Annotated in this window: 18 protein-coding genes; 3 read left to right on the top strand and 15 right to left on the bottom strand. The window is 52.1% G+C overall.

Features of this window, described 5'->3' with window-relative positions; all coding sequences use genetic code 11:
* The first annotated feature begins 6 nt into the window (after positions 1–6).
* Entirely contained in the window at positions 7–1,479 is a 1,473-nt protein-coding gene (locus FHD02_RS17625; protein ID WP_042313410.1) for a DASS family sodium-coupled anion symporter, read from the top strand.
* Positions 1,480–1,519: 40 nt separating this feature from the next.
* Here FHD02_RS17625 and tpiA read toward each other — a convergent pair whose 3' ends face one another.
* The gene (tpiA, locus tag FHD02_RS17620; RefSeq protein ID WP_038635981.1) at positions 1,520–2,287 is read right to left on the bottom strand and encodes a triose-phosphate isomerase; all 768 of its coding nucleotides are present in this window, start codon (positions 2,285–2,287) and stop codon (positions 1,520–1,522) included.
* Between the two features lie 108 nt (positions 2,288–2,395).
* Positions 2,396–2,995, bottom strand: coding sequence for a YiiQ family protein (locus FHD02_RS17615; protein ID WP_042313405.1), 600 nt, complete (start codon positions 2,993–2,995; stop codon positions 2,396–2,398).
* A gap of 100 nt (positions 2,996–3,095) precedes the next feature.
* On the opposite strand from FHD02_RS17615, the gene FHD02_RS17610 reads away from it, so the two are divergent.
* Positions 3,096–3,524, top strand: coding sequence for a DUF805 domain-containing protein (locus FHD02_RS17610; protein WP_042313402.1), 429 nt, complete (start codon positions 3,096–3,098; stop codon positions 3,522–3,524).
* Between the two features lie 39 nt (positions 3,525–3,563).
* Here FHD02_RS17610 and fpr read toward each other — a convergent pair whose 3' ends face one another.
* The 4 genes from fpr to FHD02_RS17590 all read right to left on the bottom strand — a co-directional run bounded on the left by fpr (position 3,564) and on the right by FHD02_RS17590 (position 7,928).
* Positions 3,564–4,310 carry a ferredoxin--NADP(+) reductase gene (fpr, locus tag FHD02_RS17605; protein ID WP_038635988.1) on the bottom strand — a complete coding sequence of 249 codons (747 nt, stop codon included), beginning with the start codon at positions 4,308–4,310 and terminating at the stop codon, positions 3,564–3,566.
* A gap of 95 nt (positions 4,311–4,405) precedes the next feature.
* Complete coding sequence (gene glpX / locus FHD02_RS17600) at positions 4,406–5,416, bottom strand: class II fructose-bisphosphatase (protein WP_003840506.1); 1,011 nt, start codon at positions 5,414–5,416, stop codon at positions 4,406–4,408.
* A gap of 135 nt (positions 5,417–5,551) precedes the next feature.
* On the bottom strand, positions 5,552–7,060 hold the full coding sequence (gene glpK, locus FHD02_RS17595) for a glycerol kinase GlpK (RefSeq protein ID WP_079225709.1): 1,509 nt from the start codon (positions 7,058–7,060) through the stop codon (positions 5,552–5,554).
* A gap of 22 nt (positions 7,061–7,082) precedes the next feature.
* Positions 7,083–7,928: an MIP/aquaporin family protein gene (locus FHD02_RS17590; protein WP_038635996.1), complete on the bottom strand. Its 846-nt coding sequence runs from the start codon at positions 7,926–7,928 to the stop codon at positions 7,083–7,085.
* A gap of 428 nt (positions 7,929–8,356) precedes the next feature.
* Here FHD02_RS17590 and zapB point away from each other — a divergent pair, with 428 nt between their 5' ends.
* A complete protein-coding gene (gene zapB / locus FHD02_RS17585) occupies positions 8,357–8,602 on the top strand; it encodes a septal ring assembly protein ZapB (protein ID WP_019077914.1) in 246 nt (81 codons plus the stop codon).
* A 206-nt stretch (positions 8,603–8,808) separates the two neighbouring features.
* On the opposite strand, the gene FHD02_RS17580 is transcribed toward zapB, so the two are convergent.
* From FHD02_RS17580 to ftsN, 9 genes are all read right to left on the bottom strand, one after another.
* A complete protein-coding gene (locus FHD02_RS17580; RefSeq protein ID WP_220394136.1) occupies positions 8,809–10,740 on the bottom strand; it encodes a sigma 54-interacting transcriptional regulator in 1,932 nt (643 codons plus the stop codon).
* Between the two features lie 159 nt (positions 10,741–10,899).
* Positions 10,900–11,859, bottom strand: a complete 960-nt coding sequence (locus tag FHD02_RS17575; protein ID WP_038636001.1) for a 2-keto-3-deoxygluconate permease — start codon at positions 11,857–11,859, stop codon at positions 10,900–10,902.
* Between the two features lie 86 nt (positions 11,860–11,945).
* A complete protein-coding gene (locus tag FHD02_RS17570; protein WP_220394135.1) occupies positions 11,946–13,109 on the bottom strand; it encodes a UxaA family hydrolase in 1,164 nt (387 codons plus the stop codon).
* A 21-nt stretch (positions 13,110–13,130) separates the two neighbouring features.
* Positions 13,131–13,421: a UxaA family hydrolase gene (locus FHD02_RS17565; RefSeq protein WP_038636007.1), complete on the bottom strand. Its 291-nt coding sequence runs from the start codon at positions 13,419–13,421 to the stop codon at positions 13,131–13,133.
* Between the two features lie 227 nt (positions 13,422–13,648).
* The gene (gene rraA / locus FHD02_RS17560) at positions 13,649–14,134 is read right to left on the bottom strand and encodes a ribonuclease E activity regulator RraA (RefSeq protein ID WP_008787034.1); all 486 of its coding nucleotides are present in this window, start codon (positions 14,132–14,134) and stop codon (positions 13,649–13,651) included.
* 92 nt (positions 14,135–14,226) lie between these two features.
* Complete coding sequence (gene menA, locus FHD02_RS17555) at positions 14,227–15,156, bottom strand: 1,4-dihydroxy-2-naphthoate polyprenyltransferase (RefSeq protein ID WP_047025891.1); 930 nt, start codon at positions 15,154–15,156, stop codon at positions 14,227–14,229.
* Between the two features lie 67 nt (positions 15,157–15,223).
* On the bottom strand, positions 15,224–16,555 hold the full coding sequence (gene hslU, locus FHD02_RS17550; RefSeq protein WP_003028803.1) for an HslU--HslV peptidase ATPase subunit: 1,332 nt from the start codon (positions 16,553–16,555) through the stop codon (positions 15,224–15,226).
* Positions 16,556–16,564: 9 nt separating this feature from the next.
* The gene (gene hslV / locus FHD02_RS17545) at positions 16,565–17,095 is read right to left on the bottom strand and encodes an ATP-dependent protease subunit HslV (RefSeq protein WP_003028805.1); all 531 of its coding nucleotides are present in this window, start codon (positions 17,093–17,095) and stop codon (positions 16,565–16,567) included.
* Positions 17,096–17,186: 91 nt separating this feature from the next.
* Positions 17,187–18,161, bottom strand: a complete 975-nt coding sequence (gene ftsN, locus FHD02_RS17540; protein WP_072055793.1) for a cell division protein FtsN — start codon at positions 18,159–18,161, stop codon at positions 17,187–17,189.
* Between the last annotated feature and the right edge of the window lie 86 nt (positions 18,162–18,247).

Raw genomic sequence — 18,247 nt, 5'->3', positions numbered from 1 at the left:
TGATTCATGGACAGTTTGACCCCTATCCGCTGTTGGCCTGCCATCATTTCGCTCGCGATCACGCTGACCATCTGGTTTGTTATCCCGTGTCCGCCTGATGTCACTCCGCAAGCGTGGCATCTGCTGGCGTTGTTCATAGGTACGATCGCAGCGATTATCGGTAAAGCCATGCCCATTGGCGCCATTGCGGTTGTGGCGATTATGCTGGTGGCGATGACCGGCGTCACTAACCCCGGTAAACCCTCGGCCGCACTGAACGATGCGTTGAGTGGCTTTTCTAACCAGTTAATCTGGCTGATTGGTTTATCCATTATGCTGTCGCAAAGTCTGTTAAAGACCGGCCTGGGGGCGCGAATTGGCTACGGGTTTATTGCGCTGTTTGGTAAAAGAACGCTGGGTATTGCGTGGGCATTAACCCTTGCGGAAACGCTGATTGCGCCGGTTACGCCCAGCAACACGGCGCGTGGCGGTGGTATTATCCACCCAGTAATGCGGGCGATTGCGGAAAGCCTCGGATCGCAACCGGGAAACAACGAGAATGGTTCAACGGGTCGCTATCTGGCGCTGGTGAATTACAACATTAACCCCATCAGCTCGGCAATGTTCATCACCGCGACCGCACCTAACCCCTTAATCGTTAGCTTTTTAACGAAGGGGACGGATGGCGTGCTGAACATGACCTGGGGAATGTGGGCTATTGCGGCGCTGCTTCCCGCTGTGGTCTCGCTGGTCGTCATGCCGATTGTAATCTGGTGGCTCTATCCGCCAGCTATCACGCGCACGCCAAATGCGCCGCAGTTCGCACGACAAAAACTGGAGGCGCTAGGTCCGCTTTCACTGGCAGAGAAAATTACCCTGGCCGTCTTCATTTTGCTGCTCTGCCTGTGGGCGGGAGTGCCCGCGATGTTGATGGGCAGCGCCTGGAGCGTAAACCCCACAAGCGCCGCGTTAATTGGTTTGTCGATTCTGTTGATGGCGGGAGTATTAAGCTGGGAAGACATTCTTAAATGCCGTGGAGCGTGGGATACCATAGTCTGGTTCGCGGCGCTGGTAATGATGGCGGATTTTCTCAGCAAGCTTGGGTTGGTTGGTTGGCTGGCGACCAGCGTGGGTAGTGCAATCGACCATCTGGGTGTGCACTGGAGCATTGCGACGCTGTTGTTGATTCTGCTTTACGTCTATTCGCACTACTTTTTCGCCAGTACAACTGCGCATATTACGGCGATGTTCGCTGCGTTCTTCGCTGCAGGTTTAGGCCTCGGCGCGCCGCCAGCGCTGCTTGGTTTAATGCTCGGTTTCTCCTCCTCCTTGATGATGTCGCTCACGCACTATGGCACGGGTACTGCGCCTATTATCTTTGGTTCGGGCTATGTCACGCTGGCGGAGTGGTGGAAAACGGGGCTGGTAATGAGTGTGGTCAACCTGACCATTTGGGGGGTAACCGGCGCCTTCTGGTGGCACTGGCTGGGATACTGGTAAACCTGATGCGACGGGAGGAGTGCTCCTCCCGCCATACAACTTAAGCCTGTTTAGCGGCTTCTGCTGCTTTAACGATGACTGCGAAGGCGTCTGCTTTCAGAGAAGCACCGCCAACCAGCGCGCCGTCGATGTCCGGCTGAGCGAACAGTTCTGCCGCGTTGCCCGCATTTACGGAACCGCCGTACTGGATAATAACCTGTTCAGCGATTTTCGCGTCAGCTTTAGCAATGTGGTCACGGATGAATTTGTGAACAGCCTGAGCCTGAGCCGGAGTTGCAGATTTACCGGTACCGATAGCCCATACTGGTTCGTAAGCGATGACTACGCCTTCGAATGCCGCAGCGCCCTGAGTTTTCAGAACGGCGTCGATCTGACGTGCGCAGACTTCTTCAGTTTTGCCCGCTTCGTTTTCTGCTTCGGTTTCACCGATGCACAGAACTGGAGTCAGACCCTGCTCTTTCAGCACAGCGAATTTCTTCGCGATCAGCTCGTCAGACTCTTTGTGATAAGTACGACGCTCAGAGTGACCGATAATGATGTACTGTGCGCCGATATCTTTCAGCATTTCAGCGCTTGTTTCACCGGTGAATGCGCCAGACAGGTTCAGGTCAACGTTCTGCGCGCCCAGGATGATGTGGCTACCGGCAGCGGCGTGTTTCGCCAGGTCGATATACATTTCCGGCGGAGCAATCGCTACTGCACAGCCAGCAACGCCAGCCAGTTCTTTACGCAGATTAGCAACCAGTTCGTTTACCATATGGCGGCTGCCGTTCAGTTTCCAGTTACCCATCACTAAAGGATGTCGCATTTCATTTCTCCACGCTTGTCAGCGAATTAAGGAATATGGCCGCCCGTCAGGGCAGCATGGTCTGTGAAACAGTATAGAGATTCATCCCCAGAAAGGCTTTGCTTTTTGTCACTTATTCGACCCTTCGAGGTTTTCAGATAGAGCCAGCTTAATCGGTTCAACAGCGAAGGTCAGCCCCTTTTCACCGTTATCTGCTATGACATAGCGAATAGCGCCTTCTGTTTCGGCGTAATAGTGCTTACCTTTGCCTGCGGCGAGCAATTTTTGCAGCTTTTTCTGGCTCTGTTCTTTCGTCAGCAGCGGCGCGACGGTGCGGATGACGGCGCTCATATATTCCAGCGCTTTCGCTTTCGCCGCCTTTTGTTCTGGCCCCTGAATCGGCAGCCAGGTGATCTGCATACTTTTGATTTTCAATGTACCGCGCTCAAGGGCTGAGGACGCATACAGGTTTTCGTTGATTTTGCTGGCGGCACGGGTGAGATTCGCCCGATCGCGACTGCTGTCGATGGCACGGAATTCATTGAGGATAAGCTTCGGATTCTGTGTATTAAAGTTTTCACGAAACTGGCTAATCGATAGATCAAAAGTTGGCGCGCCCGCCAACAAATAGGGGGCCGTGATTGCCGTCGATGGCTCTTCCGCCTGCGCCGTAGTGCTTACGGTTAAGGCTGAAAACAGTAATAAAAACAGTGTAAATCCTTGCTTCATCAATTGTACCTTTCATTCTCACTGCTCACGATTAAAACGGTAACCGTCCGGCTTGTCAAAAGGGTAAACTGTCCTGGAAGGTAATAATAAAGGAACCTACATGACCATACAGCAGTGGTTATTCTCATTTAAAGGGCGTATTGGACGCCGTGATTTCTGGATTTGGATCGGTCTGTGGCTCGTCAGTATGCTGGCGTTGTTCTCACTGGCGAGTAAGCAATTACTCGATATTCAAACCGCGGCATTTTGTCTGGTGTGTCTGCTATGGCCGACGGCGGCGGTGACGGTAAAGCGTCTGCATGACCGAGGGCGTTCAGGGGCGTGGGCGTTGCTGATGATTCTGGCGTGGATGCTGCTGGCCGGAAACTGGGCGATGTTACCTGGCGTCTGGCAATGGGCGGTAGGCCGTTTTCTTCCGACGCTGATTCTGGTCGGCATGCTTATCGATCTGGGCGCGTTTGTCGGCACCCAGGACGAAAATAAATATGGTAAAGATACGCAGGACGTAAAGTACAGAGCTGACTCGTAGGGCGGATAAGGCGCGTTAGCGTCGCCATCCGGCAAGCCCTTACCAGTAGTGTTCAGCGGTCATATGGCCTGGTCGACGGCGCAGGTGTTTGGTCATCTGCCGGGTCTCTTTCAACAGTTGCTGCGTGTCGCGTACCATTTGTGGATTTCCACATAGCATTACGTGGCTGGTTTCTTTATCCATTGGCAGACCTACCGCTTTTTCCAGCTCACCGCTTTCAATCAGCGCCGGCACTCGCCCGGTCAACGAATTTGCCGCAGTTTCACGGCTAACAACGGTCTGGATACGTAATTTACCTTCGTAGCGCTTTTCCAGCGCCTGCATCAATGGCAGGTAGCTTAAATCGGCGGCATAGCGCGCGGCGTGGACCAGCACCAGATTTTTAAAGCGATCCAGATCTTTGCCTAACTGCAAAATCGACAAATACGGGCCGATAGCCGTGCCGGTCGCCAGCATCCATAGCGTGTCGCAATCGGGGACCTCATCCAGCACGAAGAAGCCAGCGGCTTCACTGACCACCTGAACGTCATCGCCAGGTTTCAGCGCGGCCAAACGAGGGCTGAGTTTGCCGTCGGGAACCGTCACCAGATAAAACTCTAAATCGGGATTGTCGGGCGCATTGACGTAGGAATAGGCGCGCTGGACGCGCTCGCCGTCGATTTCCAGGCCAAGCTTGGTAAACTGGCCAGCAGTAAAAGGAAGAACTGGAGCTCGCACGGTCAAACTAAATAAGGCATCGGTCCAGTTCTGCACCTTTGTGACTTTGCCTGTTACCCAATCTGCCATGGTTTTCTCCTGTCTGCTTTGATTGCCTTATCTTCGTTCGTTGGACGAAAGATTTCCAGCCCGGATGGGCTGGAAGGCTCTATTGATCAAATCAATTACAGGATGTGCGCCTGCACATCGGGATCTTTGCGATCGAGATAGTGAATCGACTGAATGCGGCGGATTGTGCGTGATTTGCCGCGGATCAGCAGCGTTTCGGTGGTCGCGATATTACCTTTGCGGCTAATCCCTTCCAGCAAATCGCCTTTGGTGATGCCGGTGGCGGAGAAAATGACGTTGTCGCTACGCGCCATTTCATCGAGGCGCAGTGCTTTGCCCGCTTCAATGCCCATGGCGGCGCAACGAGCCAGTTCTTGTTCGCCAATACGACGGTTTTCTTCGCTGTCGCCTTTGACATCATGACGCGCCAGTAAACGGCCCTGCATGTCGCCGTCCAGCGCACGGATAACGGCCGCGGAAACCACACCTTCCGGTGCGCCGCCAATGCCGTACAGCACGTCAACTTCACTGTCTGGCATGCAGGTCAGAATGGAGGCTGCAACGTCACCGTCTGGAATGGCAAAGACGCGCACGCCCAGTTTTTGCATTTCGGCGATCGTTTCATCATGGCGTGGCTTGGCCAGAATGGTGACGGTCAGTTCACTCAGCGGCTTATTGAGTGCAGCGGCAACGTTATGCAGGTTGGCTTCCAGCGACAGGTTCAGGTCGATAGACCCTTTTGCACCAGGACCGACAATCAGTTTTTCCATGTACATGTCTGGTGCGTTCAGGAAGCAGCCTTTATCACCCACAGCCAGCACCGCCAGCGCGTTTGCCTGACCCATTGCCGTCATGCGCGTGCCTTCGATAGGATCTACGGCGATGTCGACCGCATCACCAAGACCGGTCCCGACTTTCTCACCGATAAACAGCATCGGTGCTTCATCGATCTCGCCCTCGCCAATCACGATGGTGCCGTCAATGTTGACCTGGTTGAGCATAATACGCATGGCGTTTACCGCCGCGCCGTCAGCGGTATTTTTATCGCCGCGGCCCAGCCATTTATAGCCAGCCAGCGCGGCCGCTTCGGTCACGCGTGAAAATTCAATGGCAAGTTCTCGTCTCATTGCAAACTCGTAGCTGAAAGGAATGGCGCGAAGTGTAGCACAGGGGAGGGGGCGAGATTATTGATGTGTGTGCGGGGTTGCCCCCGCACGAAGATATTGCCGGATAAGGCACAGTCGCTATCCGGCAATGACGTATTACTCGTCATGATCTTCCCACGCCATGGCGCGTTTGACCGCTTTTTTCCAGCCGCTGTAACGGAAGTTACGTTCGGTGGTTTCGATGCCTGGGCGGAATTCACGCTCGATGACCGCTTTTTCCTGCAGCTCATCCAGATTCTGCCAGAAGCCTACTGCCAGACCGGCCAGGTACGCCGCACCCAATGCGGTGACTTCGCGGACTTCCGGGCGCTCAACGCGCGTGCCGAGAATGTCGGACTGGAACTGCATCAGGAAGTTGTTGGCGACCGCACCGCCATCAACACGCAGGGCGTGCAGACGAATACCGGAGTCAGCCTGCATCGCTTCCAGAACATCACGAGTCTGGTATGCAATAGACTCAAGCGTGGCACGGATGATGTGGTTGGAGTTTACCCCACGGGTCAGACCAAAGATGGCGCCGCGGGCATACGGGTCCCAGTACGGTGCGCCCAGGCCAGTAAATGCCGGAACGACGTACACGCCATTGGTGTCTTTCACTTTGGTGGCGAAATATTCGGAGTCGAATGCATCGCTGATGAGTTTCATTTCATCACGCAGCCACTGGATAGAGGCACCCGCCATAAACACCGCGCCTTCCAGGGCGTAGTTCACTTCCCCGGTCGGTCCGCAGGCGATGGTGGTCAGCAGCCCGTTTTCGGACTTAACGGCTTTATCGCCGGTGTTCATCAGCATGAAGCAGCCGGTACCGTAGGTGTTTTTCGCCATCCCTTCTTTCACGCACAGCTGGCCGAACAGCGCCGCCTGCTGGTCACCGGCGATACCGGAGATAGGAATACGAATGCCGCCCTTACCACCGATGTTGGTCTGACCGTACACTTCAGAAGAACGACGCACTTCCGGCAGCATGGCGCGCGGAATATCCAGCGCATCCAGCATCTTGTCGTCCCAGTCCAGGGAGTGAATGTTGAACAGCATGGTACGTGAGGCGTTGGTGTAATCGGTGACGTGTACACGCCCCTGCGTCATTTTCCAGATAAGCCAGGTGTCTACGGTACCAAACAGCAGTTCACCGCGACGAGCGCGCTCACGCGAGCCTTCTACGTGGTCGAGGATCCACTTCACTTTGGTACCGGAGAAGTACGGGTCAATCACCAGGCCGGTGTTGCTACGAATGTACTCTTCCATACCGTCGCGCTTGAGCTTCTCGCAGATATCCGCGGTACGACGACACTGCCACACAATGGCGTTATAGATAGGTTTACCGGTCTCACGTTCCCAGACGATGGTGGTTTCACGCTGGTTGGTAATACCGATCGCGGCAATTTCATCGGAACTGATATCGGCTTTCGCCAGCACTTCTACCAGCGTGGAGCTTTGGGTCGCCCAAATTTCCATTGGGTCGTGTTCTACCCAACCTGCTTTCGGGTAGATTTGCTCGAATTCGCGCTGTGAAACGGCAACGATATTCGCATCGTGGTCCATTACGACCGCGCGGGAGCTGGTGGTGCCCTGGTCGAGCGCAACGATATATTTTTTTTCAGTCATAATTTTTTGTCCCGTAGTCACATTACTGCGAAGCTTTTTGTTGAGTGTTGGCCGCAACGTCTTTCTCTTCAATCGCGCAGACATCGCACGGTAAATGACGACCAATCAGTTTGCGATAGGCCCATGCGCCCAAAATTGCGCCAGTAATTGGGCCAAACACTGGTACCAGGAAGTAAGGGATATCACGACCACCCGTGAAGGCAATCTCACCCCATCCGGCCAGTCCGGCGAACAGTTTCGGTCCGAAGTCACGCGCCGGGTTCATCGCAAAACCGGTTAGCGGCCCCATGGAAGCACCAATAACGGCAATCAGTAAGCCGATCAGCAGTGGTGCCAGCGGACCACGAGGTACACCGTTACCATCGTCGGTCAGGGCCAGAATCAGCCCCATTAGAATAGCGGTAATGACCATTTCAACCGCGAAGGCCTGCACAAAATTGATATGCGGGTTCGGATAGGTGGAGAAAGTACCCGCCAGACCCAGGCTTTCCGTACTGCCACGCACGATATGGTTGGTTTGTTCGAAATCGAGGAAAAGATTGTAATAAAGCCCGTAAACCAGTGCCGCTGCGCAAAAGGCGCCGGCAATTTGCGAAATAATAAAAGGGACGACTTTGCGTTTATCAAAACAGGCAAACAGCCAGAGTGCGATGGTGACCGCTGGATTCAGGTGTGCACCAGAAACGCCTGCGGTCAGATAGATAGCCATTGCTACCCCCAGACCCCAGATGATGCTGATTTCCCACTGACCAAAAGTTGCCCCGGCCACTTTGAGTGCAGCGACACAGCCCACACCGAAGAAAATCAACAACCCGGTACCGAGGAATTCAGCAATGCACTGGCCTTTTAAGGTTGATGTTTGACTCATAATCGGATCCTGAAGAGAGTTTAATGTTTATTGTGTGCGAGAAGGTCACTGACATCCCCGGAGCCGGTAGGCACACTGTTAATTTATCGTTAACGCTCAAAAACGAGAAATATCGAAATTAAAATGTGTGTACTGCATCAACAAAATGAGCGTTTTCGCGCCATTGCGCGGTATTTGTTATACAAAAATAGTGTGAGCTGAATCATTTCACCGATCAATCTCTTAACACTTAAGCGTTATGACAGTCATGTCACCAGGAGAAAGACTAAAAGTGTTGCAAACCGCAATCTGCGCGGGATGCCGCTGGACAGGGATGACGCGGCTTCATACAATCGGTGTTAAGTAGAGTGCGCTCGTTTTTATTAAGGCGTCGCCGGTTATCGGGACGAGGATTTTTATCCATCAACGCCTTGCAATTCAGGAGAGGTATGACGATGTCATTAGAAGTGTTTGAGAAACTGGAAGCAAAAGTACAGCAGGCGATTGATACCATCACGCTGTTGCAGATGGAAATCGAAGAGCTGAAAGAAAAGAACAACTCACTGTCGCAGGAAGTTCAGTCTGCACAGCAGCAGCGTGAAGAACTGGAGCGTGAGAACAACAACCTGAAAGAACAGCAGAACGGCTGGCAGGATCGTCTGCATGCCCTTTTAGGCCGTATGGAAGAAGTCTAATCCTCGTCATATTTCACGTTATGGCGGCGTTGGCTGCGTGCGTTCACCCCAGTCACATAGTGGCCTATGCTCCTGGGGATTCACTTACTTGCCGCCTTGCCCTGACGCGAAATCTATAGAGGATTTAGTTTGTAGGCCGGATAAGGTGTAAGCCGACATCCGGCAATACTTATCTTTGATAACGGCCTTGCTTGCGGGCTTTCCCATCAATCACCAAGCCAACGGGTGAACGAGCTACGGTCAATATCCAGTTGCTTCGCTGCACGGCTTTTGTTGTTTTGCTGTCGTAGTAGCACCCCTTTGAGAATACGGCTACGGATCCGTTTATACGGCCCTTCGAGCAACTGGCAGTCCGGGCAGTGATGGCGAGGTTGTTGGGGGGAAGACGCTTTATCGGCTTGTAAATCCTCAATCAGTAACGTGGCGGCAGAGAGAGACACCACGCCGGATGAAAACGATAACGCCAGGCGCTCCATAATATTATTCAACTGACGTACGTTACCCGGCCATAAATATTTTTTTAGCTCACTCCATAAACTTTCGCTCAATGCAATGGGAGGCAACTGATAGGACTTTCTCAGCGCATCTAAAGTTGTTTGTCCGATAAGTTGGATATCGTCCGGGCGTTCACGTAATGGTAATGTGGTGACCTTGAGCACATTCAAGCGATAAAAAAGGTCTTCTCTAAAATCACCGGCTGCAATCATTGCCGGTAAGTTTCGGTTTGTGGCCGCAATAACGCGGACGTTGACCGGAATCATGTGATCTGCGCCCAGGCGCATCAGTTGGCGCTCTTGCAGAATGCGTAAGAGTTTTGCTTGTAAGAACTTATCCAGTTCGCTGATTTCATCAAGAAAGATGGTGCCGTTATGCGCCAGTTCAAACATCCCTGCGCGGCCTTTTTTAGAGGCACCGGAAAACGCGCCATCGACATATCCAAAGAGTTCGCTTTCCATAATTGAAGCGGGGATTGCGCCGCAGTTAACCGCAACAAATGGCCCATTGTGATGTGAACTGGCGTTATGAATGCTCTGCGCCAGAACCTCTTTGCCGGTACCATTTTCACCGAGTAGCAGTATTGTTGCTTCGGTTTCCGCATATATCCTGGCTAACCTTAAGCGATCCTGCATTTCACCGTTGCAGGTAATAAAATCTTCGAAGTGATACCTGGCGTGAAACCCTAACTTTTTCGCTTCTTTGATTCTTATCTTCTGCTCAGCATTCTGTAAGTTAGATGATGTCTGGAGGGTGATCACCACGCGGTTGAGATTTTCGTTTTCTACAATGGGGAACTGGTTAACCACAAATTCGCCATAGGGTGTGTTGATTAACTCATTTTCTATCGGGATATTATTTTGCAGATCTTCCCAGTTTAGCGTTAAGGAAGGTATTTTTTTACTGATTAAATCATGTTTACTGAGTTGTAAAAGCTCGACGGCTTTATGATTACAGTGAATGACCTTACCGCAATTATCAATAAGAAGAATGAATTTATTGGTGTGGTCAAGTAACAGGTTTAGCTGGTTTTGCTCAATGCGCTCATTAGCGAGCGCCTGATACAGCTGAATTGCCTCATGTAATGCCAGTTCTATGGACTCGACACCTGAATGGAAAGGGATGAAATGTTCCATGCTGTGTGTGCCAAAATAAAGCGGGCAAATGGCATCGCCAATAATAAGATCTATCTGGTTATTTTGTGTGTAATTGACAAAGTCATTTCTGACATTCTCAATGCAAGGGTTGGCCATTTCGTCAATGATAAACTCAGTGAGTTGCAGATTAAGCATCCTGGCTATTTTCATACAGCCGTCGATAACGCTGCGAAACCCAATAACCCCAATATTTTTATTGAGCCCAAGATATGGCCTGAGGGCATCGATAATATCATAGGCGGATGTTTTTATTTCAATGACAGGCTGCGGTATTTTTTGTTTAAGCATCCATGCCATGCCACCGCGACTAATCACAAGATCAGGGGAATTCGTGCGCAATATCGGGATCACGGAATCAACATCGTCGAGGGTGGCATTTAATATCGTTATATTTGCGATGTGATTATATCGGATAGACAGGCGTTCAGCTTCGAGAGAGAGCGCTTGTAAAGGAGAAACGATGTAAATATTAGGTAATTTTAACATGTTGAATCCAGCATGATCATGATGTGAAGTCGATAACGGTGGAAACAGTTGTCGGCATTATTGCAGAAACAGTAATCCATTCACGACTTACTGTTTCTGCAATCTTTTTGTCACATAAATGGTGAACAGCGGAATTGTTTTCGATCAACTCTGTGGAATTTATGTTTTTGATAACTGCTGGCGTTGGGCGATTCTCCTTTGTTCGCGGCGAGCAACCCAGGCGGTTATAAACGGTACGACTAAGGAGGTGACGATCGTAGAGGCGGCAATCTGCGGCGTCGCTACGGCGATTAATGCTGACACGCTGGGGTCAACCGCGGCGATGGCTGCGGGGGTCGCAACGGCGTTACCGGCTGTCGTGGAGACTGCCGCTCCGGCGATGCCCGAACCTCCGACAAAACGGGAGACGGCAACATTAATCAGCGCGCCAATGAATGCGGTCATGAGACCCAGAATAACCCCTGCGAATCCGGCCATCAGCAGGGTGCTGAAATCGATTCCGGTACCCAGACCAAAAGAGAAGAAGGGGATCAGCATCGCGCCGCCGCTTTTCAGGAACGAACGCATATCCTCATCCAGATTTCCGAGCAGCATACCAATCAGTATTGGTAAAACAACGGCGAACAGCTCCATTATTGGGATCGACACCAGCCCAGCGGCACCCATCGCCACCATCGTCAGAAAGGGGCCTTCAAGTACGGAAAGCACAGCGATAGCGCCCGCATCGGTTTCATTGCCAAACTGTTTGGTCAGTGCAGCGTAGAGGCCCATATTCGCATTGGTCATAGCCGCGATAATGGCGAGTGCAGACAAACCAAAGAAGCCGTTGGCGCCGCAAAACTTTGCGACCAGTAAGCCAATTGCTGTCCCGACAACCAACTTGGACAGCATAATGGCGAACCCTTTTTTCAGGGCGACCGGCGCGGCCTGTAGGCGGATTTCAGCGCCCATACAGACAAAAAATACGCCCAGGATAGCGAGAGCGCCATGAGCTACCGCCGTCGAAAAGCTCCCTATTTCTAAAGCACCTGGACAAAATGTCTTTAATAATGCTCCGATCAATAACGGGATTACCATCATCCCGCCTGGGAATTTCTCAATTGTTTGTTTTATTTTCATGAGGAGACTTCCGTGTTTTCGTAACGGATATAAATGATGGGAATATGTTATTTATTCCCACCGTATAGGGTTATATTTCTATCGTCTTAAAATGTTGGTGCGATCTTGTAAATAGAGAATTCCTTATGCCCAAGATCTTCAGCTTTGGTTGTTTTACCATTAGAAACCTTAATGATTTCCTGATAAATCACCTCGCCCATCTCATTAATAGAAGATTCTCCCCGCATAATCGATGAAACATCAATATCAATGTTGTCGCGCATTTTGGTAAATGTTTCTTCGTTGGCGGTGATTTTGATCACTGGCGCAATCGGGTTTCCCGTGGGGGTTCCGCGCCCGGTAGTAAAGATAATAATTTGTGCGCCGCCAGCCACCATCCCGGAGATGGATTCGATATCTTGTCCAGGGGAGTCCATCACCCATAGTCCACGACCGCCAGGGAAATCTGCGTATTGCAGGACGCCCTGTAGCGGTGAATGACCCGCTTTGTGCATGCAGCCCAGAGATTTTTCCTCAATGGTGGTGATACCGCCCTGGATATTACCTGGCGTCGGTTGCCCGCCCCTGATATCTGCGCCCAGGGCTTTCGCTCTTTCTTCACACCCCACAACCAGCTTGATTAAATCGTCTGCGACTTGTGAATTAATGGCCCGACGAGCAACAACGTGTTCTGCGCCAATGAATTCGGTGGTTTCTGAAAGAATCGATGTGCCACCATCGTTAACTAACAAATCAGATGCAACACCACAGGCAGGGTTGGAGGCGAGGCCAGAGGTGGTATCAGAACCTCCGCATTCCATTCCGAGGATCAACTCGCTGACGCTTATTTCTTCGTAGTCTTGCTGGGACAAATCCTGCGCATACTGACGTGCGATTGAAATTCCGCGCGCCTGACACTGCAAGGTCCCCCCTTCATTCTGAATTGTGATGCAGGAAACCGGCTTACCAAATTTCGTGATTTCGTGCGCAATGTGAGTAGGTTCAGCGCCTTCACAACCCAATCCGACAACGAGTATGGCGCCAACGTTGCCGTTCCTGGCAACGTTGATCAGTGTTTTTTCGGTTAATGCAGCATCACCAGCAATCTGGCAGCAACCAAAATCATTATTAAGCCAGGTTGAGCCATGAACCTGAGCGGAGATGTCCTGAGCCACTTTATTGGCGCAAACGCTGGTAGGTAAAATTAAGACGTAGTTGCGAATACCCACGCTGCCATCCGGACGACGATAACCTTTGATTGTTTTTTTCATTTTCACTTGTTCCTTCAGCCTTTATTTCCAATCCCCACGGCCACGTTCACTTTCAACATTATGAACATGAACATAATCTCCGGTCTGGATAGGCTTTGTTGCCCGACCAATGGATTCACCGTATTTGTAAACTTCGCCATGAAGCGCAACGGCTTTAATGGCAAATTTATGACCGTAAGGGATGTCATCCCGTAAGGTGATGGTCAGATTTTCATTGCCAACAAACATGTTGGCGACGTCTCCGGCCTTGAGGGGCTGGATAGCAGTAGCAACGCTATCTTGCGGGTTAATAACCACTGCATTTTTCTTCATAAAAAATCCTTATGCGCTTTGATTGGATACAGTGGTATAAAGCATAAGGCGTGCCATGTTTTTAACTTGTTGTTTATTAAGATAAATAATACGCAGAGTGGGAAGGGGGAGATAGAGCCGCTGTAAGTAGCTTCATCAGTTGCGGCAAATAGCTACAGTTGCAAGGCGTGCAAAAGGTGGGTACGACGGAAACGCATAAAAAAAGGCACCTTGCGGTGCCTTTTTGATCACTCGATATCGAGCGGGTCTTCGGAGAGGATTATCCCGGTGTTGTCGGCGTACAGGTGGTCGCCGGAGAAGAAGGTCACGCCGCCAAAGTTGACGCGCACATCGCTTTCCCCAATGCCTTCACCGGAAGCGCCTACCGGAATTGCGGCAATTGCCTGAATGCCAATATCCAGTTCTTCCAGATCGTCTACCTGGCGTACTGAGCCGTAGATGACCAGACCTTCCCATTCATTCTGTACGGCCAGTCTTGCCAGTTCGGCATCGACCAGCGCGCGACGGACAGAACCGCCGCCATCGACCAGCAGAATGCGACCACGGCCGTTTTGTTCGAGCAGATCGTACAGCAACCCGTTGTCCTCGAAACATTTTACCGTGATGATTTGTCCGCCAAACGACGACCGTCCCCCAAAGTTAGAGAACAGCGGTTCCACGACGTTGACATCTTCCTGATAGATGTCACAAAGCTCGGATGTATCGTATTTCATAGGCTTAACGTTTAGTTGCTGCGAGAATTTTTAGTATATCGCGCTATGTGTACTGTTGGCAAAATCATCAATTGTTAATTGATATTTGTCAGTTAAAGAGACCACTGACTTAAGAAAATCCCAACGACAAACAGCAGGTTAGTTAATAGTGCCGCTTTTACGGTGCGTTCCAGCATCGGGCGCATTGCCTCAGGGTTCATCTCACGCATCACGTAACGCGCCTGTTTGAAAAGCAACGGAGCGGCGAGAATAAACAGCCATCCCCACAGGCTTTGCAGCGAGAACAGGTTAAACAGCGCCAGGCAGACCAGCGTACCCATCAGCAGGCAGGCATGGTAGCGGCGGGCATTGACGGCGCCTAAACGCACGACCAGCGTGTTCTTGCCGTTCTCTCTGTCGCTGTTGATATCGCGCAGGTTGTTGACGTTGAGCACGGCGGTTGCCAGCAGACCGCAGGCGGTGGCAGGCAGAATCAGCGCCGGAATCAGCGTATGTGCCTGCAAATACCAGCTTCCCATCACGCTGAGCCAGCCGAAGAATACCAGCACGGAAATATCGCCCAGACCGATGTACCCGTAAGGGCGATTACCCACGGTGTAAGTGATTGCGGCGATAATCGACAGCCCCCCGAGCACCAGGAAACCGACAAAATCTGCCAGCGTGTGACAGGCCACAGCAACCAGGGCCAGACCAGACAGACAGATCAACACCACGGTGACGATCAGCGCGCGCTTCATCTGCTGTTGGGTGATAACCCCTTTTTGCATACCGCGCAGTGGTCCAATGCGGTCGGGCTTGTCGCTGCCTTTGACGGCATCGCCATAGTCGTTAGCGAGATTGGACAGAATTTGCAGCAGTCCCGCCGTAATTAATGCCAGCAGAGCAACCAGCGGATCGAAGTATCCTTGCCACCATGCTAATGCCGTACCGACGATGATCGCCGCGAAGGCGAGCGGTAAGGTCTTAGGTCGTAAACTTTCCAGCCAGGCTTGTGAGCGGCTAATTTGTTGTTGTTCAGTCATATTTAGCGCCAATAAAAATGGGGCTTTATCAGCCCCATCAACAGTGATGAAAATGCATTGAACGCGATTATAGGATAAAACGGCTCAGATCTTCATCTGCGACCAGCGCATCCAGATGTTTGCTCACATATTCGGCATCAATTGTGATGCTTTGGCCGTTCAAATCGCTCGCATCATAGGAAATATCTTCCATCAGACGCTCGAGAACGGTGTGCAGACGACGCGCACCGATGTTTTCGGTGGTCTCGTTAACCTGCCAGGCCGCTTCAGCAATGCGTTTAATGCCCGATTCGGTGAAGTTAATGTCCACACCCTCGGTCGCCATCAGCGCTTTGTACTGAACGGTGATGGAGGCATTCGGTTCGGTCAGGATACGCTCAAAATCGCTGGTGGTCAGCGCCTGGAGTTCAACGCGAATCGGCAGACGACCCTGCAGTTCCGGGATCAGGTCAGACGGTTTCGCGACCTGGAATGCGCCAGAAGCGATAAACAGAATGTGATCGGTTTTCACCATGCCGTGCTTGGTGGAGACCGTGCAGCCTTCAACCAGCGGCAGCAGGTCGCGCTGTACACCTTCACGGGACACGTCCGGACCAGAGGATTCGCCGCGCTTACAGATTTTGTCGATTTCGTCGATAAACACGATCCCGTGCTGCTCAACGGCGTCGATAGCTTCCTGTTTCAGCTCTTCCGGGTTCACCAGCTTGGCCGCTTCTTCTTCAATCAGCAGCTTCATCGCGTCTTTGATTTTCAGCTTACGCGGTTTTTGCTTCTGACCGCCCAGGTTCTGGAACATGGACTGCAGTTGGCTGGTCATCTCTTCCATGCCCGGAGGCGCCATGATTTCAACGCCCATCGGTGCGGCGGCGAGATCGATTTCGATCTCTTTATCGTCGAGCTGGCCTTCGCGCAGTTTTTTACGGAACGCCTGACGCGCAGCAGAAGGTTCCTGCGGTTGTTCAGACTGCCCCCAGTTATTTTTAGCTGGTGGGATCAGCACGTCGAGAATGCGCTCTTCCGCCATCTCTTCAGCGCGGAAGCGGTTTTTCTCAATTGCCTGAACGCGAACCATCTTAATGGCAGCGTCGGTCAGATCGCGGATGATGGAGTCAACTTCTTTACCAACATAGCCAACTTCGGTGAATTTGGTTGCTTCAACTTTGATGAACGGCGCGTTGGCCAGTTTTGCCAGGCGACGGGCGATTTCGGTTTTACCGACGCCGGTCGGGCCAATCATCAGAATATTTTTCGGCGTCACTTCATGGCGCAGCTCTTCGTTGAGCTGCATACGGCGCCAGCGGTTACGCAGGGCAATCGCCACGGAACGCTTAGCGTTATCCTGGCCGATGATGTGTTTGTTCAGTTCGCTGACAATTTCGCGTGGGGTCATTTCAGACATGGGGGATCCTTACGCTTTGGAGTTCAATTCTTCGATGGTATGGAAGTGGTTGGTATAAATGCAGATATCCCCTGCAATATCCAACGCTTTCTCAGCAATCTCGCGCGCGCCAAGCTCGGTGTTTTCCAGCAGAGCCCGTGCAGCAGCCTGGGCGTAGGGACCGCCGGAGCCGATGGCAATCAGATCGTTTTCTGGCTGGATGACGTCGCCGTTACCAGTGATGATGAGTGATGCCGTTTCATCTGCGACGGCCAGCAGCGCTTCGAGTTTGCGCAGCATACGGTCGGTACGCCAGTCTTTTGCCAGTTCAACGGCCGCTTTCACCAGGTGACCCTGGTGCATTTCCAGCTTGCGTTCGAACAGTTCGAACAGCGTGAATGCATCCGCAGTACCGCCTGCAAAGCCCGCAATGACTTTGTCGTTATACAGACGGCGGACTTTCTTCACGTTGCCTTTCATTACGGTGTTACCCAGTGTGGCCTGACCATCACCGGCGATTACCACATGGCCGTTACGGCGTACGCTTACTATTGTTGTCACGAGCAGACCCCTTGGTTACAAATGCAGAATACAGGCCCCGCACAGGATGCGGGGCGTAATGCAAGTATAGATGGGGGGGATTTTGGGGGTTTCAACCCCCAGTGGCGAGTCGAATGCAGTTTGTGTGACCAGCAACCTTCAGGCGGCTGATGGTGTTGTCGGCATTCTCTTTGCCTTTGACCGGACCAATGACCACGCGATTCCAGCCGTTATTGGTGGTAATACGCGAGTTGAACCCTTCAAAGGCCAGCTGCGCGCGCACGGTTTCTGCCTGCTCAGCGCCTTTAAATGACCCGCACTGAACCATCCAGCGGCGTTCATCTTTTTTCTCCGCCGTCTGTTTTGGCGGTTGCGTTTCATTCGTTATTGGCGCGGCCGGTTGCGTTTTCGGCTGAGCGGCGGTGGTATGCGCAGGCGTTTGCAGCAGATCCTGATAAGGCTGTTGCGCCGCCGGTTTTGGCTGCGGTTTCGGCTGTTGTACCGGTGCGGTTTGCGCCGTACGCGTTTGCGGCTGCTGGTAAGGCTGTTCCGTTGCCCGTTGGCGTGGCTGTTGAGCCTGCTGCTGCGTAGTGTTCCACTGCTGCTGTTGCACCTGACGTTGACGCTGCAGCGTTTGCTGGCGTTGCTCAGGCGTTTGTTCGTTCCACGGGACTTCGTTGAGCTGCGTTGGCTGTTGACGCATGTCAGCCTGCATCTGCGCCAATAACTGGCGTTGCTCATTGGTTAACTGGTCGGCGTTCAGCACCTCGCCGCCGGCGGACGGTTCGGTAGGAGCGCGTACGCCAGGCTGACGGCTTTCCAGCTCTTTGATGTATCGCCAGCGCTCTTCCGGTTTTGGTGGAATGCCATTGCCGGTGACTTTCTGGTTTTGCAGCGTTTCGGACTCTTCTTTCTTGTGATGCGTAATGAAGTACAGACCACCGATAAAGGTCACGAGTACGGCTGCAGCAATAGCAACCATAGCGGGCGATACCGCAGGCGTATTGCGTTGTTTTTTCCGTGATGTGCTCTTTTTGCGCCGCGAAGGTGCCGGTTGGCCGCGACGTACATAATCTCGTTGTGCCACTATCGTTTCGCTGTATTTATTCGTTCGTCAGCCCGCCATGTTACTTAAGCGGCGGGCCTTTGACCAGACAGGGGAGTCCGAAAGCA

This window comes from Citrobacter sp. EC_71, assembly GCF_019584005.1.
Lineage (GTDB): Bacteria > Pseudomonadota > Gammaproteobacteria > Enterobacterales > Enterobacteriaceae > Citrobacter > Citrobacter werkmanii.
Note: the sequence above shows the minus strand (reverse complement) of the source record. Positions and strands in the feature narration are given on the sequence as shown.